This window comes from Cohaesibacter sp. ES.047 (assembly GCF_900215505.1).
Lineage (GTDB): Bacteria > Pseudomonadota > Alphaproteobacteria > Rhizobiales > Cohaesibacteraceae > Cohaesibacter.
In genome coordinates this window covers 4,012,746-4,035,258 of the sequence record NZ_LT907844.1, presented here as the reverse complement: position 1 = coordinate 4,035,258, position 22,513 = coordinate 4,012,746, and the positions used below count along the sequence as shown (strand labels likewise).

At 54.6% G+C, this 22,513-nt stretch carries 33 protein-coding genes; 16 read left to right on the top strand and 17 right to left on the bottom strand.

What is annotated here, in order from left to right:
• Positions 1 to 325: 325 nt before the first annotated feature.
• From CPH65_RS18450 to CPH65_RS25090, 15 genes are all read right to left on the bottom strand, one after another.
• Complete coding sequence (locus CPH65_RS18450) at positions 326 to 877, bottom strand: hypothetical protein (RefSeq protein ID WP_096175212.1); 552 nt, start codon at positions 875 to 877, stop codon at positions 326 to 328.
• A 254-nt stretch (positions 878 to 1,131) separates the two neighbouring features.
• On the bottom strand, positions 1,132 to 1,791 hold the full coding sequence (locus CPH65_RS18445; protein ID WP_096175211.1) for a hypothetical protein: 660 nt from the start codon (positions 1,789 to 1,791) through the stop codon (positions 1,132 to 1,134).
• 268 nt (positions 1,792 to 2,059) lie between these two features.
• Entirely contained in the window at positions 2,060 to 3,838 is a 1,779-nt protein-coding gene (locus tag CPH65_RS18440) for a hypothetical protein (RefSeq protein WP_096175210.1), read from the bottom strand.
• Entirely contained in the window at positions 3,835 to 4,110 is a 276-nt protein-coding gene (locus CPH65_RS18435) for a hypothetical protein (protein WP_096175209.1), read from the bottom strand. The genes CPH65_RS18440 and CPH65_RS18435 overlap by 4 nt, the downstream gene beginning before the upstream one ends.
• 213 nt (positions 4,111 to 4,323) lie before the next feature.
• Entirely contained in the window at positions 4,324 to 4,701 is a 378-nt protein-coding gene (locus CPH65_RS24335; RefSeq protein ID WP_197703887.1) for a hypothetical protein, read from the bottom strand.
• 1 nt (position 4,702) lies between these two features.
• Positions 4,703 to 5,056, bottom strand: a complete 354-nt coding sequence (locus CPH65_RS18425) for a hypothetical protein (protein WP_096175208.1) — start codon at positions 5,054 to 5,056, stop codon at positions 4,703 to 4,705.
• 334 nt (positions 5,057 to 5,390) lie between these two features.
• On the bottom strand, positions 5,391 to 5,666 hold the full coding sequence (locus CPH65_RS18415; protein ID WP_096175206.1) for a hypothetical protein: 276 nt from the start codon (positions 5,664 to 5,666) through the stop codon (positions 5,391 to 5,393).
• Positions 5,656 to 6,156 carry a helix-turn-helix transcriptional regulator gene (locus CPH65_RS18410; protein ID WP_096175205.1) on the bottom strand — a complete coding sequence of 167 codons (501 nt, stop codon included), beginning with the start codon at positions 6,154 to 6,156 and terminating at the stop codon, positions 5,656 to 5,658. Before CPH65_RS18410 ends, CPH65_RS18415 begins: the two co-directional genes overlap by 11 nt.
• A gap of 196 nt (positions 6,157 to 6,352) precedes the next feature.
• A complete protein-coding gene (locus CPH65_RS18405) occupies positions 6,353 to 6,616 on the bottom strand; it encodes a hypothetical protein (RefSeq protein WP_096175204.1) in 264 nt (87 codons plus the stop codon).
• A gap of 67 nt (positions 6,617 to 6,683) precedes the next feature.
• The gene (locus CPH65_RS18400; protein WP_096175203.1) at positions 6,684 to 7,793 is read right to left on the bottom strand and encodes a CHC2 zinc finger domain-containing protein; all 1,110 of its coding nucleotides are present in this window, start codon (positions 7,791 to 7,793) and stop codon (positions 6,684 to 6,686) included.
• Positions 7,790 to 7,987, bottom strand: a complete 198-nt coding sequence (locus CPH65_RS18395) for a hypothetical protein (RefSeq protein ID WP_096175202.1) — start codon at positions 7,985 to 7,987, stop codon at positions 7,790 to 7,792. Before CPH65_RS18395 ends, CPH65_RS18400 begins: the two co-directional genes overlap by 4 nt.
• Positions 7,984 to 8,688: a hypothetical protein gene (locus CPH65_RS18390; RefSeq protein WP_096175201.1), complete on the bottom strand. Its 705-nt coding sequence runs from the start codon at positions 8,686 to 8,688 to the stop codon at positions 7,984 to 7,986. The genes CPH65_RS18395 and CPH65_RS18390 overlap by 4 nt, the downstream gene beginning before the upstream one ends.
• Positions 8,688 to 9,389, bottom strand: a complete 702-nt coding sequence (locus tag CPH65_RS18385) for a hypothetical protein (RefSeq protein WP_096175200.1) — start codon at positions 9,387 to 9,389, stop codon at positions 8,688 to 8,690. The genes CPH65_RS18390 and CPH65_RS18385 overlap by 1 nt, the downstream gene beginning before the upstream one ends.
• Complete coding sequence (locus CPH65_RS18380) at positions 9,382 to 9,846, bottom strand: phage regulatory CII family protein (protein WP_157747790.1); 465 nt, start codon at positions 9,844 to 9,846, stop codon at positions 9,382 to 9,384. Before CPH65_RS18380 ends, CPH65_RS18385 begins: the two co-directional genes overlap by 8 nt.
• Positions 9,847 to 10,193: 347 nt before the next feature.
• A complete protein-coding gene (locus CPH65_RS25090) occupies positions 10,194 to 10,460 on the bottom strand; it encodes a helix-turn-helix domain-containing protein (protein ID WP_371359463.1) in 267 nt (88 codons plus the stop codon).
• Between the two features lie 167 nt (positions 10,461 to 10,627).
• On the opposite strand from CPH65_RS25090, the gene CPH65_RS18365 reads away from it, so the two are divergent.
• Positions 10,628 to 11,440 (top strand): S24 family peptidase, encoded by an 813-nt coding sequence (locus CPH65_RS18365; protein ID WP_096175196.1) that lies wholly within the window; start codon positions 10,628 to 10,630, stop codon positions 11,438 to 11,440.
• A 14-nt stretch (positions 11,441 to 11,454) separates the two neighbouring features.
• Here the strand turns inward: CPH65_RS18365 and CPH65_RS18360 are convergent, their stop codons facing one another.
• A complete protein-coding gene (locus CPH65_RS18360; protein WP_157747788.1) occupies positions 11,455 to 11,934 on the bottom strand; it encodes a hypothetical protein in 480 nt (159 codons plus the stop codon).
• Positions 11,935 to 12,153: 219 nt separating this feature from the next.
• Here CPH65_RS18360 and CPH65_RS18355 point away from each other — a divergent pair, with 219 nt between their 5' ends.
• The 12 genes from CPH65_RS18355 to CPH65_RS18300 all read left to right on the top strand — a co-directional run bounded on the left by CPH65_RS18355 (position 12,154) and on the right by CPH65_RS18300 (position 18,103).
• Entirely contained in the window at positions 12,154 to 12,504 is a 351-nt protein-coding gene (locus CPH65_RS18355; protein WP_157747787.1) for a hypothetical protein, read from the top strand.
• 5 nt (positions 12,505 to 12,509) lie between these two features.
• Positions 12,510 to 12,809: a DUF2312 domain-containing protein gene (locus tag CPH65_RS18350; protein ID WP_096175193.1), complete on the top strand. Its 300-nt coding sequence runs from the start codon at positions 12,510 to 12,512 to the stop codon at positions 12,807 to 12,809.
• A complete protein-coding gene (locus CPH65_RS18345) occupies positions 12,809 to 13,123 on the top strand; it encodes a hypothetical protein (RefSeq protein ID WP_096175192.1) in 315 nt (104 codons plus the stop codon). Before CPH65_RS18350 ends, CPH65_RS18345 begins: the two co-directional genes overlap by 1 nt.
• A gap of 2 nt (positions 13,124 to 13,125) precedes the next feature.
• Complete coding sequence (locus tag CPH65_RS18340; RefSeq protein WP_172891594.1) at positions 13,126 to 13,458, top strand: HNH endonuclease signature motif containing protein; 333 nt, start codon at positions 13,126 to 13,128, stop codon at positions 13,456 to 13,458.
• A 107-nt stretch (positions 13,459 to 13,565) separates the two neighbouring features.
• Entirely contained in the window at positions 13,566 to 13,784 is a 219-nt protein-coding gene (locus CPH65_RS18335) for a hypothetical protein (protein WP_096175190.1), read from the top strand.
• Positions 13,781 to 14,506, top strand: a complete 726-nt coding sequence (locus CPH65_RS18330; protein WP_096175189.1) for a hypothetical protein — start codon at positions 13,781 to 13,783, stop codon at positions 14,504 to 14,506. Before CPH65_RS18335 ends, CPH65_RS18330 begins: the two co-directional genes overlap by 4 nt.
• Before the next feature lie 2 nt (positions 14,507 to 14,508).
• Positions 14,509 to 14,799: a hypothetical protein gene (locus CPH65_RS18325; RefSeq protein WP_096175188.1), complete on the top strand. Its 291-nt coding sequence runs from the start codon at positions 14,509 to 14,511 to the stop codon at positions 14,797 to 14,799.
• A complete protein-coding gene (locus CPH65_RS18320) occupies positions 14,789 to 14,974 on the top strand; it encodes a hypothetical protein (protein ID WP_096175187.1) in 186 nt (61 codons plus the stop codon). Before CPH65_RS18325 ends, CPH65_RS18320 begins: the two co-directional genes overlap by 11 nt.
• Positions 14,971 to 16,206 (top strand): site-specific DNA-methyltransferase, encoded by a 1,236-nt coding sequence (locus tag CPH65_RS18315; protein WP_096175186.1) that lies wholly within the window; start codon positions 14,971 to 14,973, stop codon positions 16,204 to 16,206. Before CPH65_RS18320 ends, CPH65_RS18315 begins: the two co-directional genes overlap by 4 nt.
• Before the next feature lie 29 nt (positions 16,207 to 16,235).
• Entirely contained in the window at positions 16,236 to 17,372 is a 1,137-nt protein-coding gene (gene dnaN / locus CPH65_RS18310) for a DNA polymerase III subunit beta (protein WP_096175185.1), read from the top strand.
• The gene (gene ssb / locus CPH65_RS18305) at positions 17,372 to 17,854 is read left to right on the top strand and encodes a single-stranded DNA-binding protein (protein ID WP_096175184.1); all 483 of its coding nucleotides are present in this window, start codon (positions 17,372 to 17,374) and stop codon (positions 17,852 to 17,854) included. The genes dnaN and ssb overlap by 1 nt, the downstream gene beginning before the upstream one ends.
• 15 nt (positions 17,855 to 17,869) lie before the next feature.
• On the top strand, positions 17,870 to 18,103 hold the full coding sequence (locus CPH65_RS18300; RefSeq protein WP_096175183.1) for a hypothetical protein: 234 nt from the start codon (positions 17,870 to 17,872) through the stop codon (positions 18,101 to 18,103).
• Positions 18,104 to 18,418: 315 nt separating this feature from the next.
• Here CPH65_RS18300 and CPH65_RS18295 read toward each other — a convergent pair whose 3' ends face one another.
• Complete coding sequence (locus tag CPH65_RS18295; RefSeq protein WP_096175182.1) at positions 18,419 to 19,345, bottom strand: LysR family transcriptional regulator; 927 nt, start codon at positions 19,343 to 19,345, stop codon at positions 18,419 to 18,421.
• Positions 19,346 to 19,472: 127 nt separating this feature from the next.
• Here CPH65_RS18295 and CPH65_RS18290 point away from each other — a divergent pair, with 127 nt between their 5' ends.
• Genes CPH65_RS18290 through CPH65_RS18280 form a run of 3 tightly spaced genes read left to right on the top strand, consistent with a single transcriptional unit; the run spans position 19,473 to position 22,491 of the window.
• Entirely contained in the window at positions 19,473 to 20,447 is a 975-nt protein-coding gene (locus CPH65_RS18290) for a tripartite tricarboxylate transporter substrate binding protein (RefSeq protein ID WP_244574448.1), read from the top strand.
• A 60-nt stretch (positions 20,448 to 20,507) separates the two neighbouring features.
• Positions 20,508 to 20,981, top strand: a complete 474-nt coding sequence (locus CPH65_RS18285) for a tripartite tricarboxylate transporter TctB family protein (protein ID WP_096175181.1) — start codon at positions 20,508 to 20,510, stop codon at positions 20,979 to 20,981.
• A 10-nt stretch (positions 20,982 to 20,991) separates the two neighbouring features.
• Entirely contained in the window at positions 20,992 to 22,491 is a 1,500-nt protein-coding gene (locus tag CPH65_RS18280) for a tripartite tricarboxylate transporter permease (protein ID WP_096175180.1), read from the top strand.
• Positions 22,492 to 22,513 lie beyond the last annotated feature (22 nt).

The following is a 22,513-nucleotide window of genomic DNA, read 5'->3' as shown; positions in this document are numbered from 1 at the left end:
AGCCTTACAACAATCACCCACGACAAACGTGAGGCTTCAATTGTCCGGGCGGGTCGCCACTCCGGCGCGGCCACTCTTTCGGTGCATGGCTCAGGCTACTCCAAGGGAGGTTCCTTTATTGCATCGCTGCGATTTTCCGATGCCGCCGGACAACTTAAGCAAGCCGTGTGAAACGACTTTGTGAAACACCGACTTAAATTAAGTTTTTAAGGCTTTTTTTAAGCCAAATTTTCCGACATCCCCAACGGTCACATTCGCCCGCACCTTATGGCGAAGGACTGGAAAGGACCCGTGAAACAATCCCATGAAACATCTTTTGAATTGATCAAAGGGCGCGCTCCAGTAGGTCGTTGGCGAATTGTTCTAGGGCTTGAGCGGCGCGATCACCGCCATGTTCGAGCGCTTCAGAATTGTCGCGCTCAATTTCGCGCATGGGGTTGAGACCCCACAGCTCACGGACAGGAAAGCGCGCCGATCCGACGCGGGTGAAGATGCCACGGTGACCGCTGCCCATCGTGGCTTTGAATGTGCCGCGAAAGTAACCTAGTTTATTGGTGATCCCGCCACCGCCTTTGCGACCAAGGCCGTGATCCGCAAGACGAAACCAACCCGACGACATGATTGCGTCGGATGTCATGCTGCCGCCATTGAAATAGGCAACGGCAATAGACCGACGAACCTTTGATCTGGAAAGCCCTGTATCGGCCAAGTCGGAGGCGGTATCATCAAGCACCACATCAACACCCTGCTTGAGGGCTTTGCGGGTCACGCGAGCGATTGCTTTTCCGCCGATCCTTTTCTTGGCATTGTTCAGCGCATCGGCCAACTGGCTTAGATCCTCCAGCCGGGCATGCACCTGAAAATTTACGCTAGACATTGATCATACCCCAAAGGCGAACGGACCGGCGAAAAGCGCGGCCCGCTCTAACTCAACTCGACTCAAACGAACTTGGTGCCGAACTTGGGATATCTGCTACATCTCTTCACCTCTCGGTTGGGACTATGCATCATGCGTTTCCAGCGTCCAATGGAAGCCAGGCAAAGAAAAACCCGGCAGCGCCGTGCGCTCCGGGTTATCTTCTTTCTGGCCTTTTCCAGTGTCCTTAGTGTTGTCAAACTTTTTCCCGTCCGTCAATAGCTGACGGAAGAATGGCGGTTTTCTGCGACCAGCCACATGTCCGGGTTGTTGGTTCCGGTTCTATCGATTCCATTCCATGGTTCGGCGGGCAGTGTGCAGGGGGTTGGTTGGTAGGTGTTCAGTACGTCCGTTTTAGCTAATCGCTCATAGACAAGGTCAATTGAGGTGCGCCACAGCGCAAAATCCACACGGGCCTCGGTGATCAGGTCGAAGTCGCCGCCAAGCCACGGGATGACACAGGCAATCGGGTCGGCGGATCGCACTGGATTAGCATAAACCATCTTGATCCTGATTTTCCCCTTGGCGGCGCGTGGATCGATGTAGACATACTCGTCGGCCAGCGGGTCGGGATGATTGCGTAAAATCCCGTGCATCATAACCAGCTCGATGGCTCGGCGGTCCGGCAAATCCAGAACCTCGGCATGAACGGCGGCGGCGTCTGGATGAACCTCCCAGCCAAGCATCTGGTTGTCAGGGGTGCCACCGCCCGATGAGACCATGCAGCCAAGGGCGGCAAGATTGGCAAAGGCGTTCCAGTTGCTACCGCACCCACTCGGTGTGGACCAATGAGCGCCGGTCACCTCTGCCATATGGGCCATTTCGATGGCGTACGCCCATTCAATCAGTTTGTCGATCGCTATTGGTCTGGTCATATCTAGGCCCTTTGTTGTCGATGATCAGGGGTAACGGAGGTTTTTGAAGCGTTACCCCCGACCGTTACCCCTTATCTCTTTGATGCAACTAAACTAATCAATCAGGGGTAACGAAGGTAACGGGGTAACGGTATGTTTGATAGACAGGCGCGCACACATTAAGGGTGTGCATTTGTGGCGTTACCCCCGTTACCTTTGCAGATTTGCAAATAGTATCAATGCACTAGAGGTAACGGTGAGGGGTAACGGCGAGGTAACGGCGTTACCCCTATGGAATGCCCGGATCGTCCGTTTTCTGCGGTTCTGGCAAAAATTCAAGCGGAATGAAGGTGCTCTTTGCTGGTGTGCCAGCAAATTTCTTGACCTTGCCAAGTGCGTGCGCTCCATCGATGTAACGCAACGCCTGTTGCCACTGCTTTTTTGCCCATTTGGTACCTGAAAAAATTTCCTCTAACCTTGGGTGAGTGTTCGCGACCAATAGCCCCGGCGGCTCCCCTTCTTTGGCCTTGAACTCAGGCGTGATCCTCAACCCCATCCGGGCTAGTGCCTTTTCGTTTAGGTCGTTACCCGCCAAAGCCTGCCCGATCATTTCGCCAATTGTCAGCGTATTGTTGATGCGCAGCATCGATAGCGGCATCATCAGAATCTGGTTGAGACACTGGATGCCCTCGCCATCGTTGCCGTCTGACAAGGTTTGATCAATCAGCGGTTTGTAGAGCGCCGCCTCGGTGTCATAATAGTCGCCATCGAGCATGTCGTCATGCAGGGCGATGTCCCGGCCCGCAAGGACCGTCGAGAAGCGCAAGGCGTCGCGGGCACGGATGCCCATCTTGGCAAAGGATGCACGGTAAGCGGCGATGGAATGGTTGAACCGTTCCCAATTGTCAAAGGCTCGCCGCCTCAAGCGCGGCGACAGCTCATCAGTGCGGGCCAGCATGCGGTTGACCTTTTCCTCATTGGCCATTCCCTCACTCCCTTTGACGAGCGGACCGAGGTGGATCTCTACAAAGCGCGATCTATCCTGCGGTTCAAGCATGGGGGGCAGGATGGCCGTGAGGTAGGCGACGCCAAGCACAACGAATGTGCTTGACTTACCGCCAGCCGAGCCGCGCAAGGTGACCGCGCCAGCGCCGCCCGACATGCGCCGGATCAATTCGACAATGCGGGCGACAGACCCGCCCTCCTCCTTGCCTTCCACCTCGTCATAGATGATTGCGCCCGACCGACCGGCAGCACTTTGCCTGATCCCGGCCTCTGTTGCTTCGTTGACGAATTGTGCAAGCCCGCCGAGAAGCCCTTCAAGCAGCTGAGCCAAGGTCGATTTACCCGCCCCGTTTTCCGCCCCTGCCATCATGTGGACGCGCCACTCCGGCGCGCCGCCATATTGTGCGGCCATCATCCAGCCGAGCCAGAGGTTAGGCCCGCGCGGGCCGTCCTTGAATGTCCAGGTCTTGACCACGTCGAGGATTTCCTCGCAATCCGCAACGCTGGCGGCATCGGCAGGCTTGCTCATGCGCGGGATGGCGTTGGAAATGAGATAGAATGCCCCTTCTTTCTGAAACCCCGGATCCAGCTCGCGCCCGTCAAAATAGATGTGACTTCCTAGGTGAGCCAGCAGACGCGAATCCTCGCCGGTGCCGACTCGCCAAATGCCGGTCTTTCTGAGCTTGTGCTGTGCGGGGTCAAAATACCCCTTGATGCTGCATTCCATCATGATCCAGTTGAGCGCTTCCAGCCGGTCAAAATCCTGTCGGTGATCGCGCGGCGGGAACCGGTCCCTAAACCAAGAAATATCTCCATGCACCAAAGCGGCTTGTGTCGATTGTTTCTCCAATTGTGTTGGCGACAGGCTAACCAGTTCACCGGCGGCGTTGAGAAGGTGGTAATTCTGACCAGAAAAGCCAAGTGCCGTGAAGGGGCATTGCGCGTCCAGCTCGGCCTTGAAATCCTCGGTCGTGTGTCCCGTGCTGGCGATCGGCGGCGCGTCCAGCGGATTGGGCGCATTATGCGTCCGCGCGGTGTGGGCGATGGTTCCGGTGTCGGTCATGGAGCGATACCTGTGTCCCAAGAGTATGTTTCTGGCCCGTCTTCTCCTTTACAGGCTTTCTTTACGAGCTTTTGATATTCCTTACTTTCGCCTTGTGCGGTGTAGGTGTAAGGCCTGCCCTTACAATCTATTGCTTTTCCAGTAACATCTGGACAGCCGGTTAGGGCGCGCACCATTTGGTCAATAGCCCACGCCTTGTGATGAGCGCCATCTATGCCTCCCCATCGCACGGCGATTTCAATGGCTTTTGCAATCCGCTTTTTCTTACTCATCGGTCGATTTCCTTTTTAATTCTACTCTGGCGATCGCAACGCATTCCTTGGCGATGGATTTGAGCGACTCGCATGGCGTGCGCAGATGGTGGTTCTTGCAAGTGCAATTCCGGCGACCGTTGGCAAATTCGCAAATTCTATAGGCAACCTCTGTTGAGGCTGAGCGGATCGGTTCGGTCGTCGGAATTGGGCGGCGCGGCTTTCTTGGTGGCATCAGTCGCCACCAGTGGTATCCAGCGACCTCTCGCCAAATGCCTTGATGTCAGCGAGGGCGAAGTCGCGCATCTCATTCTTTTCGAGGTCGAACGCCTTCAAAAACCATTGCGGATCCGGATGCCATTCCGTTCTGCCGCACCAAATAAATATCGGCTCGACCTTTCTTATCGAGGTAACGCCGCGCCAATTGGTGTATGTGAATTGCAGGGTTGGAGTGTTAGTCAAACTAGCCCCCTCCTCCCACGCTTGCGGCAAGGGCGAATGTTTGGGCTTGCTGGCCTGTTTTTCGCGGATCGCCTCCTCAATGCGCGGAGTCAAAAGCTCTCGCTCGATGCCCTCTGGCGGGCGTTCCGGGCTGGTAAATCTCTCGGTCATGTCACTCGCCTCCGAGATTGTCTTGCTGCAACACAACAAAGCAACCGTCGAGAAACTCGGACACGGGGCGAACCCAAACGCGGCGATCCCGGTTCTCATAGATCACAACCGGCTCCAAATCGGCCTCAAGGAGGCCAACGTGAAGCACGCAGTATTTTTCGCCTGATTTGAGATTAACATGGGTCGGACGCCACAGGGTGGCAGGTGGAATAAGCTGGTCACCCATCGAAAGCAAAACGTCCTGAATATTCATAAGCCTCTCGAAACTGTCCGGATCACCGTAACCGGCCCCGTTGAGATAAATCTTGGTGTCCTTCAGTGCCTTGCGGTACTTTTCTTGAATATGTTCGGTCATGCGTCAGCCTCTCCCCGGATCTTTCGTTTCAGCCTAAAGATGAAATTGGAAACGTGAAAAGCGGCGCGACCATTCTTGTTGATGTATCGGCGCTTAGGTCCAGGCCAAAAGCAAAGGGAGTATCGCAGCGGGTTAAATTTCTTCCGCGCCGGAATGCATTTCCAGCTAGGATAGTCCGCAGACGTGTGAAGGATGACCATCACAAAGTTGCTATCAAAAACAATCATTTCCGGACAAAACATCAAGTACCTCCTGTTTGGTTGGTCGCTCTCACTGGTCGCCACAGCGACCAGTTGGCGCTGGCGTCGACGGCGGCGGCGATGCCGCCTTGTCGCTAGACCAACTCCCCGCTTTTGTGCAGTCCGTGCAGCATGGTGATGGACAGGGGGTATTTTTTGCCGACCAACAACTTGCGAAAGGCCATCAGATCAAGGCCGAGCGATCGGGCCGCTTCATTCTCGTTGCCGTGCATCTCAAGTGCCAGCTTGGCCCCGTATACCTTGTCCTGAATGGTCAGGCCATGCAGGCAGACCGGAGCATTCCTCCGGGTATCAGCGCTAACCGGATGCACCCCGAATGCACAAGAAACACGGGCGGCCTCAAGCGGCACGGGTTGGCCGGGTCTTGAACGCGGGCGGCGTGGCCTTTGAATGGTTGCGGTCATGGCTGGACTCCTTGGTCGGGTTGAGAAAGAAGGAAATCGGGTTGAGTGGGATGGCTTTGCACAGGGCGAGCATGGTGACGCTTTCAAGCGTGCGGCCTTGTTCAGCATTGCGCAGGGCAGTGCGGCTGATGGCGGCGCGGCTTGCCGCCTCCTCCTCGGTCAGATCGAGGCACTCACGCCAATAGCGCACATGGCCGCTGAAATCCGACCAGTCGACGGACGGCCCGCCCTCGCGTGGCTTGGTCAGATCCTCCAGCCGTGACACTTTGAGGCCGATGCGTTTGGCATGGGCCAATATACCGTTGTAAACGGTCGTGTGATGCTTGAGATCACAGGCAGCGGCGATGGCGTGGGTCGACTGACCATCTTCAACATGTGCCTTGAACCAAGCCGCATGGCGCTGACGCGTAGCGGCGCGCGATCTGTCGAGTTTCATGGCAGCACCTCGCATTCTAAGGCTGACCAATCGTCGATAGGGTCCAAATAAACCGATGAGAAATAGTCATTGCAACGCCAGCAAAAACCATCGCCCCGGTGGTCATCCTCTTCTGTCAAAGAGTTGCCGCAGGAGGAGCAAAACGTATTGCGATGATCTTCTAACTCATGCTCTACAAAGTGACGATCAACCTTACTCATGCCGCGACCCTCGCCTGTCCAGGATCCTGCCAACTCAGCACTTCAAAGCCCTCGCCGGTCCACGCCATGACTTTTTTTAGGGTGTAGGCGCTGCAAGGTTGTTGGCTTTCGATCCGGCGGACGGTCTTTGTGCAGACGCCAAGCTTGTCGGCGAGATCCCCCTCGCTCATGCAGTCGGCGACCCGGCGCGCATTGACGATGAGGCCGACAACACGCCAATTGACGGCGCGCAATGCGGTGCTTGAAAGGGCTTTCGTCATGGTGATTTCCTCCGGCGTCAAAAATAGGCGTTAAACTTCTGAAATGTTTACCTAAATGGGTTATTTCCTACTGACCGGTTGCGAGCGCATGGTGCAGCAATTGCTTGAGGTGCCAGTCATTCAGGTCATAGCCCGGCGGTGCTGGCTTGATATCCACATCGACATTGTGCTTGAGCCGCTGGCGATGCATGGTGTCGCACAGCTTCTCTTGATGCATCAGGGCGGCTTTTGGGGTTTTGGAGTCGCTGTCGCTGATAATGATCATGTGCTTGGTAACGGGCAAAAGCGGCATTGCGCCAAAGGCATTGAGAGAGACCGCAACCCAAACATGCCTGTAAGGCCCCAACTCCAGCGCCGTGAGGCCGTTTTCGATCCCCTCGGTGACCGCCAGCGTCTCGTCTGGCTGCGTCAGCATGATTGCGCCCCGGCCAAAATAGTCGCCATCGATCTTTTTGCGGGCGATCTCGCGGACCTTTCCGTCCGGCGCGGTGTAGATGATTTTTGGTTTGCCTTGGTGCTCATCGAGGTCAAACCACGTCCGGTGCAGAGCAAGAAAACGATGCTTGCCCCCGGAGTTTGGTTCAACCTCCTGAATGGCGGTCAGCAGGCAAGGCCAGCGCCCAACCATGACCGGCTTTTTCAGCCGGTCGCACCAGATCCAGCGCTCATGATTGTCGATGAAGCGGAATGGCATGCCAGTAAAGTCAACCGTGCGAATGCCGCGACAGTCGCGCAAATAGGTCTCGGCCTTGGTCCCCTCGATTGGTCGACCTTTTCGCCAATTACGAATGGCTTTTTGTCGGCGTTCTTCAGAGTTGGCCTTGATCTTTTCGCCGCGTTTGGCGGTGTCATGTTGCGGCAATGTCGTCGCGACCGAATGATCGCCCACAATGTCCTGCACCCGGCGAAAGACTTGGAGAAAATCCGCTTGTGGATCCAGTTGGTCAGTGTGCGCCACCCAATCAAATATGTCGCCGTGCGCACCACATGCGTGACAGATATAGCGCCCGCTGACGTCGCTGACCGAAAAACTCGGATTGTGATCCTCATGGAACGGACAGAGGCCGGTCATCCACGTACCACCTTGATGCAACTTGACTGACTTGCCGATTACATCGGAAAGGACGATCTGTTTCTTGAGCGCGGTGATAGCGTTGCGGTCGATAGTCAGGGTCATTGTTTTGCCCCCTCCCTGATTTCCTTGATCGCCAAGCTCAACTTATCGCGCAGCTCGATCGCCTCGGAGAGAGACAGGCCGCGATGGTAATAGTTTTCAGACTGGTTGGGCGCGATAACCCCGACCAACGGTGTCGATGAATAGCCCGGTTTGAACAGGCTCACATGAACCTTGTTGATGCGATCGTTACTCATGCCGCCCTCCTCTGCTCGCCCGCCTCGATCACCGGTGTCCATTGGTTGGCCATGGCGGTGGCGATGCCGGGAAAGAAGCGTGAGCGCTCTTTGCTTCGGTTGGCGCTGCGTCCCATACGATGAACCACCGACCAAGCTTTGTGTTCGTCGGTGCCGCGCTTTGGTGGCGTCAGGCGATCGGTTGCCACAAGTGGTGGCAGTTTGTGCAAATAAAGGCCGGTGCCCTTGAATTGCGGCTCACCAAACCACCACGGTTGCACGGTCTGCGTCGCGGGCTGATAGTTGATAATGCGCGCCTTGGCATGCGGATGCATGACCGGGTTTTCGACTGCAACATGGGGGATGTCGGCGTTCCAGAGCTTGGAAAACAACTCGGCCCCTTTGTCCAACTCGGACCACATAAAGGCGAGTTGATCAGTCTCCGTCCAGGTCTCATAGTCATCAGGGTAGCCCGGCTGGCGGTTTTTCGGCGGCTTGGTCAGCCAGCGCACACCGCTGTTGCAAAGCCGCGTGCAAGGCGGGTGTGCAACGATCAGACAATCCCAGCCGTCATCCAATATCTCGCGCACATCGCATTGAATGTGCCGATTGGATGGCGTCTCGCTTGGTAAAACGTCGCATGACCATGCATCGTGTCCCAGAGCCAGAAAGGCATCGCGAACCGTGCCGGAAAATTCACAAGCCACAAGAACTTTGGCCATTATCCAGCCCTCCGGTGATGCACTTGTTTGTGGATCCGGCTGCGGAAAAATCCCGTCGCCTTGGCAATGTCGCAAATATCAATCTTGTGCTGCCAGAACATGCGCTGTAGGAAAACTCGACGCGCCCTCTGCAACAGATCGGCCTGACCATGAAACACAGCCAGAGGCGTCACATCTAATGCCTTGGCTACGTTGCGCAGCTCGACCCGATAGACCTCTGGCAAAATGGGCTCTGGCGGCTCGATTGGTGGCTTTTGCCGGTTCCGGCACTCGCCATCAAACCGTCTGGCGGTCACCGGGGTCACGCCGATCAAGCTGGCAACATCTTTGATATGAAGGCCCCAACGTCGACGGAGGTTGAAAGTTAGTGTGCGGCGCGCCTCTAGGGCGTTGCCATCAAAAGGCTTGCCGAGCTGAGTCCGTTCAATCTTGTGAAGCCTCAAAACCCATTCGATCAATTCGTTGATGCTTTGATCAAGAGCAGCCTGCCAGTCCGGACTCTCGAGGACTGAATCCGAGAACGCCTCGCGTGGCTGATCGTCGCTTCCCTGTTTGACCATGTTGATGAGTGGAACGTGCAGGATAGACCGGATCTCATCAACCGGCAGATCATAGAAGCGAGCCAACATGCGCTCGCTGTTGCCGTGCTGGCGGTGGCGCAGGCGGATCTCGGCGTTGCGCTTGGCATGGCGATCAATCATCAATCTGGCCTCCACGCTCATTTTCACGGTCGACCATGGCCCGGATCTGCAAGAGGGTGACGATTGCCTCATCCAGCTCGCCATCAATGTGCCATTGGCGGATTTCGTCAGCATCGATCCGCCCGCCATTAGCAAAGGCTTGCAGGACCACATTCAGGGCCTCGCCGGTCTCCTTGCTCATGCTACCGACAGCAAGCGCCCAATCTTTTGGCGCAACGACCTCAGGCAATTTAACCAACTCATAACCGTGCAACCGAGCCATCGCCTGCGTCACCTCTGGCGTCTCGACATCCGCCTCAAGATCAAGAATTTCGCGCAGCGGCGGCCATTTGTTCATGTGTTCGCGATCAGGGCTGGCAAACTCGGAATATGCCTGACGACGAGCCCGGCCTGTCACTCGGCAGCAATCGGCGTCACCGCCGACCAGTTTGATCAACCTGCGAAGCGCAGCCTTCACTGACCTGTATTCACGTATGGAAAGAAAAAAATCAGACATAGACATCGCCCCGGACAATTTCGCCGTGTGACCGTGTGACAGAGTGCTGATCGTCTGTGACGATCAGGCCGCAACCATGTAGCCAAAAGGGATTTTTGAGATGGAGAAGGAAGCCGAGACCCGTGGTCGCCTTAGACTGATCATCAGCCAACGGCATGTGCTTGATTGGAACAAGGGGCCGGGCTCTGCCTATAAGCCAAGAGGCTTGGAGAGGATCGGCAGGCCCGGCACCGCATCGCCAAGTGCGCGGGAGGAGAGCGCGCCAAGCTTTGCGGAAGAAAGAGGAAGGTTTGGAAATGCTTGGGGCTTCACACATGGCGCATCTCCGAGGTGGAGTGGGCGCGCGTGTGGCTGGCCAAGGCGAGTTTGGGGATGTCAAAGAAGTCATTGGGCAATACGCGCCATTCGAGCGCGCGGCAAATTGCAAAAATAGTGCCGCCCGTGGCGTTCTCGTTGCTGAGCGCACGATGGATCGTCTTGTGATGCAATCCAGTTTGAGACGCCAACCAAGCGCGATTCTTGCCTTCTTTATGCAAAATCAGGTCAACCGGATGATCTTTTATGCAAGTCGTCATATGTGCCTCCATGCCATACGACGATATTTAGCGCATATATGCGCATTTGTAAATAATGAATGCGATATTAATCGCCTTAAAAAGTTGCGCTTAAAAGAGCCGCGCTTTTAAGCGCATGCCTTGGCATAATCAACCACTACAAAGAGCAAGAAAAATCGAGGAGCATTATGGCCAGAGATACCGGTGCACTAAAGGAAAAAGCCAAACGTCTGTTTGTGGAGATTGAAGCAAAATTTGATGCCAGTCCGTCGAGAATCGCCAAGTTGGCAGGTTTTGCTCCGTCCACACTCAATAAATCCTTGAACGATCCGGACTACAGACCCCCCAGCAGCAAAACTCTTTCCAAGGTTTTGGCGTGGTTGAGGACTCGCGATCTTGATCTTGATGGTGCGCAGAAAATCGCATCTCTCAAGATACAGGCAGACATGGCTAGTTTGATGAGCGACATCATCGCGTGGGAGAGTGATGGATTCGTTTCTAGTCATACCAGAGACATAGTGCAAATGGTCAAAGCTGTGGATTCCAAGGCGGCTGGTAGCTCCTATGGCCATGTTCCTGTTTTTGGAACCGCAGCCGGGTCGGTATTTGGTGCAATGCAATTGGAGGAAGGGATGCAGGTTGACCACATCGAGCGACCTGCGGGACTGAGATCCAGTCCGCACGCCTATGCCCTGAAGGTGGTTGGTGAGAGTATGTCACCGAAATTTGAGCCAGGAGATCTAATTTTTGCGGATCCACATAGACGCGTCGACATTGGTGATGTGGTTGTTATTCAGACCAAAAATTTCAACAAATTTTCGGACGATCCGGTACAGGCCTATATCAAGTTTTTCAAAGGCATAACTGACAAGAAGTTACTGGCACACCAACTAAATCCAGCGCTGGATATCGAGTACACTCGCAAAACCGAAAAAGATAATCAGGAAATCGTCTATGCCTACCATCGGGTGTTGAGTGTACGCGAGTTGTTTGATGTCTGAAATTCTCGTCACCTTCAACGCCAATCAGGTGCAATCTCTCGACCGTAAATCACCTCAAACAGGCGCGCTGCCTGCCCTTTTGTGACGCTCAAAGAAGCACCGTCTAGCCCGGCAGTGCAGATTTCAAGATTGGCAACGTCAACATCTGTTATCTCGACGTGACCTGACGCCAAGATGACAATCCGCCAAGCGCAGGATAGGGTTTTATTTAGAAACAGCGCAGCATCGCACCCACTTTCAAGACAATAAGCCAAGTTGCGCTGGGCTTGAAAGTCTCCATCATAGGCCTGCTTGAGATCCGCCAAAAGCCGCGCCTGTTCATAGGCGCACTCGGAATTATCATCCCCACAAAAACCAAGCCGCAAAGTGTAGCCATCCGGCATGGGATCGCTCTTATGTTGCTCTATATAGGTCTTGACTGCGCCTATGTCTTTTAGTGACGGCATTTCATAGGCAGGAGCCTGGCTTGACACCGTCATCAGACCGATCAGCAAACACCACCAAGCAATCAACAGTCGCATCGAAACACCTGCTATAACTCTGGCGACTCACGTCGCCATCAAATCACAGCCAAAGCCAGCCAAAAAGCGCAAGGATAACAATATTATACCTATTCGCGAATGCAATAGACGATAAATATCGCTTTACAAAAGCGCATTTAAGCGCATATTACTAATGCGATTTATATCGTCTTTATGATTTTGCGAGGTTCGATGTCCATGAACGCAGCCCTGCCTTACGCGCCCCCACCGCCCGGCAATCGCCCTCTATTCCGCCAGCTTCGCCCGGAAAGTGCCATCCTGTCACCCGGTCAGGCGATCAATATGACCGGCATAGCCGCTCGATCTGCCTTTGAGGATGTGGCGACATGGTCCGAGATCGACAGCAGATCCCCTCTTTTGGTGCTTGATCACCCACCCTGCCAGAGGTTGGCCAAGGCGTCGCCCGCTCACATGCTTTTGCGTCGCCTGAAGCGCGGTTTGCGCCTCGCTGCCCACGCCACCGCCAGCCTCATCGGCACCGGCGCGATCGTCCTGTCCCTTTATCTCTTTTTCGGAGCGTGACGAGCATGGCCAATCAATCATCCAATGCAGGCGGCGTCGCCAGTGATCAACTGCGCGCATTCATTGAGCGTGTCGAACGGCTTGAGGAAGAAAAGAAGGCCCTCGCCGATGACATCAAGGACGTCTATGCCGAGGCCAAGGGCAACGGCTATGACGTTGCCGTCATGCGAATTTGCGTTCGCCTGCGCAAGATGAACCCGGACCTGCGCGCCGAGCAAGAGGCCATCACGGATCTGTATTTGCATGCGCTCGGAATGGCAGGCGACCGTGATCCTCAGCCCTCCAGCGAAACAGGAGGTGCGTGATGGGCGCTTCTGTATCCGGCGGCGCAGCACAGCGCCAGATCGAAAGGGCTCTTGTCACTCAACAGAAGGCCGCACGGGCTTTGGAGAACACGGCCAACGAATGCCTGCGACCTGGTGCGGTTGTTGAGTGGCGATTGCGCAGAGACTCCGGTGACTACCTACATCGCGGCGTCATCATTCGCACAGTGGGCGCGCGGGCGTTGGTTCAGAACCTAGAAACTGGAAAGCGTAAGTTTCGATACGTCTCCGACTTCACCAAGTCCATGGGTGGCCGCGTCGTCTCTCTGCCGGTCACGGTCGAGGTGGGACAATGAGCATCGCGACCCGCCGGGATGACATCATCAAAAAGATCATGCAGCGCGTCGTCAAGACCGAGGATGGCTGCTGGATCTGGCAAGGGCCAACGTCTGGCGACGGTCGCGGCGGCGGTTATCCGCGCATGAACCTCGACGGTCAGACGGTCGCGGTGCATCGGGTGATCTTTACGTGCTTTTTCGGCTTCATTCCGGGCAAAAAGCAGATCGATCACACTTGTCGCAATCGCCTTTGCTGCAATCCTGAGCACCTCGAAATGGTGACGCACAAGAAAAACCAGCTGAGACGCGACCTCGCCAACCGGCAGGCGCGCACCCAATCCATAAGCCCCTGAAACCCATTCCGGCTTTTGCCAAAAAGGCGGAGGCCGCGCGCCGGGCCGGTTGAGGTCAGCCGCAAGGCTTCCAGTCCGGCGTCTCCCTCTCTTGAAAAGGTGATCTGATGAAAAGCTGCACTGTTTCCTTTCCCGTCTCGATCAATGATCGGGTGTTTGACCCTGATATCGGCAGAGTTGGACGCGTGTCCTCGTTGACCTTCTCCGATGGAGGCAGCCTCAAGGCTCGCGTGAGCTACATTGACAACAGCGGCAAGCCTGCCAGCCACTGGATCCCGATCTCTCTATTGCGTGAACCGCGCCAGCCAGTGGATGTGGCCAAATGATCAATCATCAGGAAATAAACGCGCGCACCACCGGCGCAGCCCAAGCATCAACCACCTTTGATTTCGACAACTACAACGGCGCGTTCAAATATCTCAAACGCGGCGGATATTGGTTGTTTGATTCACCAGAGCACAGCAAGTGGGACTGGCGCGGGATGGCCGAAAGCCTTGGCATGATCAACCGCTATGATGGTGCGACGCACTACCCTTATTCGGTCGCACAGCACTGCTGTCTCGGTCATGACTATGCGCCGCCGGAAATCCGCTTTCATTTCCTGATGCACGATTTGCCGGAGGTCATCATCGGCGACAAGACACAGCCAGTGAAAGACAATGAGGCGCGGCAATTCGACCGCCTCTTTCACAGCCTTCAAGAGGTGATGGATCGCGCCAAGGCCGAAGTATGGCTTCAGCGTGAGATTGAGTTAGGCTTTGTGATTGCTCGCCGCCTACATGCCGCCGAGGATGAACGAGTACTGCGCACGCTCTATCGGAGGGCTGGTGTTCCGCTGCCGAACGAAGGTGAGTGCGCCGCGATCAAGACCGTTGATCAGCGCATGCTGGCGACCGAAGTGCGCGACCTGATGGAAACCCCGCCTGCCAGCCTCCAACTTAATATTCCGGGCTGGATAGCGCCATATCCTCATGCCATCAAGCAGTGGTCATGGGACAAGGCTGCGGATGAATTTCTCAAGCGCTTGGCGCTCTACATCAAGGTGTGACCATGGCCAAAATCCCCCATTACGTCCGCAAGGCTGCGACTGCCCTCGTGGATGGTGCAGCCCTCTGTCGCCAGACAAGCCGCACCGCCCAAGGCCGCAAGGGGGGCGGATATGTCTATTTCCTCTCGCCTGGCGGCACCCCCTTCCCGCCCACCTCAGGCCGCTATCTCGTCGAGCATAGTCTGGTCTCGCCGCATGGCCCCGGCCTCCTACCTGATATGCCGCAAAGCTATCAACTGACGGCTGATGCGCGACAAAAGATGGAAAATCAGGAGGGTTGGCATGTCGACTAAAGCCACTCTCATCATCAGGGTCGACACTCGATCGCTTGCGCGAATGCGCCGCCTGATGCGCGGCTGGAATGCAATGATGGCGATGCAGGTCTTTCCGTCAGTCGATTGCGACGTTGACGCGATCGCGCAGGATGTAGTCGAGGGCCGCATCATGGACTGGAGGCGCGCGCAATGACCACTCCGACCCTGTTTCATGATGGCAAGGTTGCCCTTTATGGCGGCGATTGCATGGCTCTGCTCGACGAGCTGGAGCCGGACAGTATCGACAGCGTGGTCAGTGATCCGCCTTATCACCTCACCTCAATTGTCGCTCGTTTTGGTGGCAAGAGTGCGGCCCCGGCCATCTCGAATGGCCCCAGCGGTGTCTATGCGCGCGCCTCAAAGGGCTTTATGGGGCAACAATGGGATGGCGGCGACATCGCCTTTCAGGTCGCCCTGTGGCGCAAGATCTATCGCGCCATGAAGCCCGGTGCGTGGCTGATTGCCTTCTCCGCAACCCGGACCTATCACCGCATGGTCACAGCTGCCGAGGAGGCGGGTTTCGATGTCCGCGACATGGTGCCTTGGCTCTATGGCTGCGGCTTTCCCAAAAGCCTCGATATCAGCAAGGCGATCGACAAAAAGATCGGCTTGGAGCGCGAGGTGATAGGGGTTGTCAATCGAACCGGCAAAGAAACGGGAACATACGGAGCGATGAGCGGGGTGTGTCCAATTACAGCCCCCGCCAGCCCAGACGCCAAAAAATGGGATGGCTGGGGCACGGCGCTCAAGCCTGCTCTGGAGCCAGCCCTGCTTGCCCGTAAGCCGACGCCTCTGTCCTATGCAGACAATGTTCTGCAGCACGGCGTTGGTGGCCTCGATATCGCGAGATGTCGGATCGAGGCTGAAAAACAAACCGGATGGGGTGGCGCAGCTGCGGGTGCCCATACTTGGAACGAAACAAACAGCGGCCTTAGTAAGAGCGGTGAGGCTCGCCCTGTATATGGTCGCTGGCCTGCCAATGTGCTCTGGGATGGATCGGAGGCGGTGCGGCTGGCTTTTGTCGAGCATCACGTCGAGGACGCCCTCAACTTTTTCTATTCAGCCAAAGCCGACGCCGCCGACCGGCTCGGCAGCAAGCACCCGACAATCAAGCCACTTGATCTGATGCGCTATCTGGTGCGCCTCGTCACGCCGACTGGCGGCACGGTGCTGGATATGTTTGCGGGCACCGGCACCACCGGCGAGGCGGCGCTGCTGGAGGGTGCGCGCGCCATCCTGTTCGAGCGCGAAAAGCAGTATCAGGCCGACATCGCCAACCGCATGGCCTTTACAGGCATGAACAAAGCGCTGCGCAAAGCCTATCACAACAATCAGCGCCAGCCGCAAAGTGCCGCCGAGAAGGCGGGCCAAACCACCTTTTTTTGACCAGTCACCCATCACCACGGAGCAAGCGGATGCACATCATCGTTGATGCCAATATCCTGAAACCAACCCTCCAAAAACTTTGTACGATCGCTAATCGGTCCAGCAGTGTTCCTATCCTCAATTGCGTCTCGATCCGCACCCTGTCGCAAGACCGAGTACAGCTCACCGCGACCGATCAGGATGCGGAGCTGATCGTCACGATTCCGGCTGAGGTGATTGAGAGTGGCTATTGGGCAATTGAAGCGCACCGGCTCGCCAACGCGATCGCATCGGCTGCGGATGGTTCACAGATCAAGTTGAAACTTGTCAAGGACAATCACCGCATCGAGGTGCGGCATGGGCGCAGTGGATTCAAGTTGCCCTGCTTGCTGGGGGATGACATGCCTCATCTCAATTTCACCGGTGCTGAGTGGCGCATTGATCTCGCCGGTGTCGAGCTGACATCTCTGCTTGATGTGTGCAGTTTTGCAGAACCGGCCAAAGGACACCGACTTTACCTTCAAGGCGTCCAGTTGCGCACCCTCGATGGAAAACTGTGTAGTTATGCGTCTGATGGACATCGAGCTGCACGATCGCCAAGTGATATCGAGGTGCCAGATGGCTTTTGCGATGTCATCGTTCCGACCGGGAATTGCCACCGGATTATGTCGCTTTTCAAGGATTCAACAGATCTCAGCTTGATGGCGCATAAGCGCATGATTTTCGTTGGTGGTGGCGACTATCAGCTGATCAGTAAGTTGATTGATGCCGAGCCGATCGACATAGAGCGAATTATCCCGAAGCAACGTGAGCACGTTGTTAGGGTTGATCGAAAGCGCCTCATTGCCACCATCGACAGCCTGATTGGCCTTACCGACAAAGAGACGCGCACCTTGCGCTTTGTTGTGATGGAGGACGGTCTTTATATCTGCCTATCGGAAAAGACCGACGCCGAGGGCGAAAGCGTTCTGGAGGCGAAGTGTCAGGCCGCCGCTATGACGGTTGGCATCAATGGATCCTACGTCAAGGATGTTTGTGCCGCGTTTGATACCGCAGAACTAGATATCCATTTTGACAACCAGTCGGCAAATCTCTTTGTCGCCAACGGCAACCAAAAAACGACATGCGTCATGCCTATCCGCGTCCAGGATGTCGATATCAACAAAATCGGATTAGGGGCGGACTGATGGCTGGAAGTTTGAACCAGGTCGAATTGATCGGAAATCTGGGCGCGGATCCAGATATCAGAACGTTTCCTGATGGCGGAAAGGTTGCAACGCTTTCTATCGCCACGAGCGAAACGTGGCGAGATCGCAGCAGCGGTGAAGTGCGCGAACGAACCGAATGGCATCGCGTCAACATTCGCAATAGCGGTCTGGTTGGTGTTGTTGAACGCTTTCTCGCCAAAGGTGGGAAAGTCTATATCTCAGGCCAGCTAGAGACCCGTAAATGGCAAGACCAGAACGGTCAGGATAGATATAGCACCGAGGTCGTCGTCAAGGGATATTCCGGTAAACTCCTCCTGCTTGGCGGCAACAACAGTCAAGGCGGTCATCCCGATAACAACGCCAGCGGATCCCGATCAGGCGGGCAGGTTGGAGGATTCCAAAGCCAACCCCAAACGGGCGGCCATTTCCGCGATGAGATGGATGACGATATCCCGTTTTGACAGGCAGCAGAAGCAATGACCAACCCCATGACATTAGAAAGATTAAGGCACTGTCGCGACATCGCCGCGACTGTTGTCCATCTTCATGGCGATCAGTATCTGCCACACTTTGAGAAAATGCAAAAAGAAGTTGAGGTCCGTGAACGATCTGAAAACGTACGCGCCCTAGCCGCCAAATTCGCCAACCCAAACCTTTTGAAACGCCGTTCAAAAAAGCTCTCAGGGCACGCCAATGGAGCGGGTACTTGACCGGAATTTGTACTACTAAATGAACTACATAACGCACTACATGTGATAGCTAAAAACTGAAATAATACTTTAAAAACAATATTATAATTAAATCCATCAATTAAGTGCAAATCCCTCCCCCTCCGCCATTTGTTCTCGTAATTCTTTGTAGCGTTTCGCGCGGTTTTGCCACTTCTCAAGAACAGAAAGCGTGATGTCAAGACGTTCTGGAGCGTTCAAATAGATTCAGATATCGAGACCTGCGCCCTCAAAGCCCTGCTCATGAACTGACTTTGCGTCAAGTTCAGCGAAATGAATGCAGCTTTGGAAAGTTTGCTACGTGAGTAGCCTGCCGCTTAGTTCTCCTGCAGCCACAGCATCCTGAATCAGGTCTTCAATCAGGGACTTTGTTGCGAGAGCTGCATTTGATAGCTCAATGTCGTTGCGGAACACGATGCTCATAATGCGTTCGAGGGTTGGATTGACGATCTTGTGGGCCGACAGAATTCCCGCCTCGATGTCATGCGCAAAAATCGAATATGGCACGATCGTATAGATCTCTCCGCATCGAACGATTTCATGATAAATGGCTGAAGCATCTTGTTCATATTCGATATTGATAGCGTAACCATGCTTCATCGCTGTGGTTTGCAATTCAATTCTGAGTTGGTCATTTCTACCGCCCATGACCAATGGGTAGCGGTGTAGGTCTTTGAATTCTAAGTGGTTTGACTGAGAATCTCGGGTTTGTTTGGGACCAACAAGATATAGATCTTGCGCAATGAGTGGGAAGATCGTTACATCCTCAAGCGCCGGGGCATTTGGCAAAAGCCCAAAATCCACTTCACGGGTTTGAATCAACTCGCGTGAGTTTTTGACTGAAAGGTCTAGTAGGCGCAAATTGATTTTGGGAAAGCGCTCATGACAACGCCAGAAGAGTTTTCCTGCTAAAGGCGGCACCATAGATTTTGACAAAGCCACGACAACTTGACCCGACGGTTCCGAGCCCGCCTGAACCACTTCCTCACGTGCCTGTTCCACATGACGTAGAAGCGCGTCTGCATGTCTTTTGAGCTTTTTCCCTGCATCGGTGAGTTTGATACCGCGCACAGACCGCTCAAAAAGGACCGTACTCAAATTCTCTTCAAGTTGACGCATGTGAACGCTCAATGCCGGCTGAGCAATGGACGCAGCCCTGGCCGCCCCAGAGATTGAGCCATGTTGAGCGATCAGAAGGAAAAGACGTAATTGTTCAAGACGCATGGATTTCAAGAGGTATATGAATTTATTATGGGAGCTATATTAAACAAATATTTTTCTTAGAGCAAGGTTGTCAGTAAGCTTTCGAAAAAAGCAATTCAACAATGGCAATTACCAATAGGAGAACGCAATGTTCAATATGAAAAAGGTCGTTTCAGCGGGTGCTGCGCTGCTGCTTGCGGGGACAATTTCCGCAACATCAGCATATGCTGGCGACTATCCAGAAGAATCAATCGATGTGATCGTTGCTTTCGGGCCGGGTGGTGGCACCGACGTGGCCGCTCGCACGATTCAGCCATTCATCGAAAAATACCTCGGTGCCGATCTTGTTGTGATCAACAAGCCGGGCGCAGGCGGTGAAATCGGTTTCTCTTTGCTCGCTTCAGCCAAACCCGATGGCTATACGATTGGCTTCATCAACCTGCCTGCCATGTATGGCTATTCCTACGAGCGTGAAACCGCCTATACCCCGAAAAGCTTCAAGGGCGTTGCAAACCTTGTCTATGATCCCGGCATCATCGCTGTTCCCGCAGATAGCGATATCAAGGATCTCAAGCAGCTGATCCAGTTCGGCATCGATAGCCCGGGCGCTCTTCCGATTGGCACCTCCGGTTCCGTTGGTTCGAGTGAGCACATTGCTATTCTGCAAATGCAGGAAAAAACCGGCGCCAAATTCAACCATGTGCCTTTCGGTAGCACCGCTCCTCTGCGCACCGCGTTGCTGGGTGGCCATATTCCCGCAGCAGCCTTTAACCTGAGTGAAGCTGTTGAATATATGAACGAAGGGAGCCTGCGTATTCTTGGGGTCATGGCCAACGAGCGCTCCGAATGGGTGCCTGAGGTTCCAACCTTCAAAGAACTGGGTATTGATGTTGTGAACGGCTCTTCCCGCGGGCTCGCCGTGCCTACCGGAACACCGGAAGATATTGTTACGAAGCTGAGCGCTGCGGTAGAGAAAGCGATTACCGATCCTGAATATGTGAAAAAAGCGAAATCCGCTGGTGTTCCGGTCAAGTATCTCAACGACAAGGATTATGACCAGTTCTTGCTGGATACGAGCACGCGTCTGGATGCCATCTGGGAAAAGACTCCTTGGACCAAATAACAAGACTGAATCCGCCGGCAGCTTTCACAAGCTGTCGGCTGGTTTTTAAGGATCGGGAAAATGAATTATAAAATCGCTGAAATCAGTGTTTCGGTAGTATTTCTGATTGCTTCGTTTGTTTTTTGGTTTTCTATCAAGGACATCCCTGCGGACGCACAAATGTTCCCCAATTTCATCTTGGGTGGCATCGCTGTCTGTTCGGTCTTGATGATCATCAGAAGCATAACGGGAGCATCCCAGAAGGCTCTTGGTGAGGAGCTGAACGGTTGGACTTTCGCCATTAGCTGGAAGCGCGTCCTAGGTGGCTTTTTTATTTTCGTCGCCTACCTGCTGGTCGTTGACCACATTGGCTATTTCACCGCTTCTGCGTTGATGGTGATTGTAATGGCACGCTTTGCCGGTTTCAAGAATTGGGTTGCCCTGATTGGATCGGCAGCAGGTTTCTGCGTGTTTGTGTATCTTGTTTTCTCTGTGCTCTTCGACAGACCACTGCCGCAAGAGCTCATAGTAGCCCTCTTCACAAGCTCGAACTAAGGATACCGCTATGACTGATACAATTGCAGCCATCTTTCATGCTCTTCCTTATGTTCTGGAATGGCAAAATCTTCTGGGCATGTTGATCGGCGTTTTCTCAGGTATGGTGGTGGGGGCCCTCCCCGGTCTGACAGCGACGATGGCGATTGCTGTCCTCATTCCCCTTACTTTTGCGATGCAGCCGCTGGTGGCTTTGGGTATGATGGCCGGCATCTATAACGGAGCCATGTATGGCGGCTCCATTCCGGCAATTCTTCTCAATATCCCTGGCACGCCCCCTTCTATCGTCACCACGTTTGACGGCAACCCTCTTGCTCAACAGGGACGAGCCGCATTTGCAATGAAAGTTGCCTGCTGGTCTTCGGCTGTGGGCGGTGCGGTCAGCGCAATCTCACTGATGCTGTTTGCTCCACCTTTGGTGAAAGTGACTTTGCTTTTCGGCCCTGCCGAATATTTCTGGGTTGGTGTTTTTGGCCTCTCAGCCATTGCCGTGCTCTTGGGTAAAGATCCGATCAAAGGTCTTGTTGCCGGCCTGCTGGGCCTGATGTTCGGTGCCGTTGGCTCCGACGTCGTTACCGGCGCGGATCGCTTCGTGTTCGACCAGCGTGAGTTGCTTGACGGCATAAACATCCTGATCATTCTAACTGGCCTATACGCTGTTCCTCCAGCTCTCCGCATGGTGGAAAAGAAAATTGTCGATATCTCACAAAAGATCAAGATCGAGTCCGGTCCCGAAGACAGCTTCTGGAAAAATGTGGGACAGCTTATCCCAACCTGGATCCGAAGCTCGCTGATTGGCATCTGGGTTGGCATTCTGCCTGCAACGGGTGGCTCCATGGCGGCCTTCATTGCCTATAACGAAACCAAACGTGTCTCGGATGATCCTGACAGCTTTGGCAAGGGCAATCCGAAAGGTGTCGCTGCGGCCGAATGCGGCAACAACGCTGACAATGCGGCGGCCATGATTCCGGCTCTGGTGCTGGGTGTTCCGGGCAGTGGTGTTGCAGCGGTTATTCTCGCTGGTCTTCTCGTGCACGGATTGCAGCCAGGACCTCAGTTGTTCCGCAACACGCCTGATATTGCCTACGGCTTTATGTGGCAGATGCTGTTTACATCCATTGTTCTGTTTGCTTTCGGCGGTACCGTCTCGATCAAGCTGTTTGCCTACGTCATGCGACTTCCGCAAACTGTTCTTGCTCCGATGATCCTGTCACTGACTTTCGTTGGTATCTATGCCCTGTCAAACAACATGTTCAACTGTTGGCTGATGCTTGGTTTCGGTGTCATCGGTTATGTGCTCAATCGCGTGCATTTCCCATTGGCTCCCATTGTTCTGGGCTTGGTGCTGGGTGATATGGTCGAGAAGAACCTCCGCCTGACGCTATTGATAAACCAGGGCGATCCGACATCTTTGGTCGCATCTCCCCTGTCCTGGCTGCTGGTCACCCTGAGCCTTCTGGTTCTTGGCTATCCTCTGTACGGATACTTCCGTGACCGTCGGGCACACTAAGTCGCAGTTTAGGAGAAAAGAA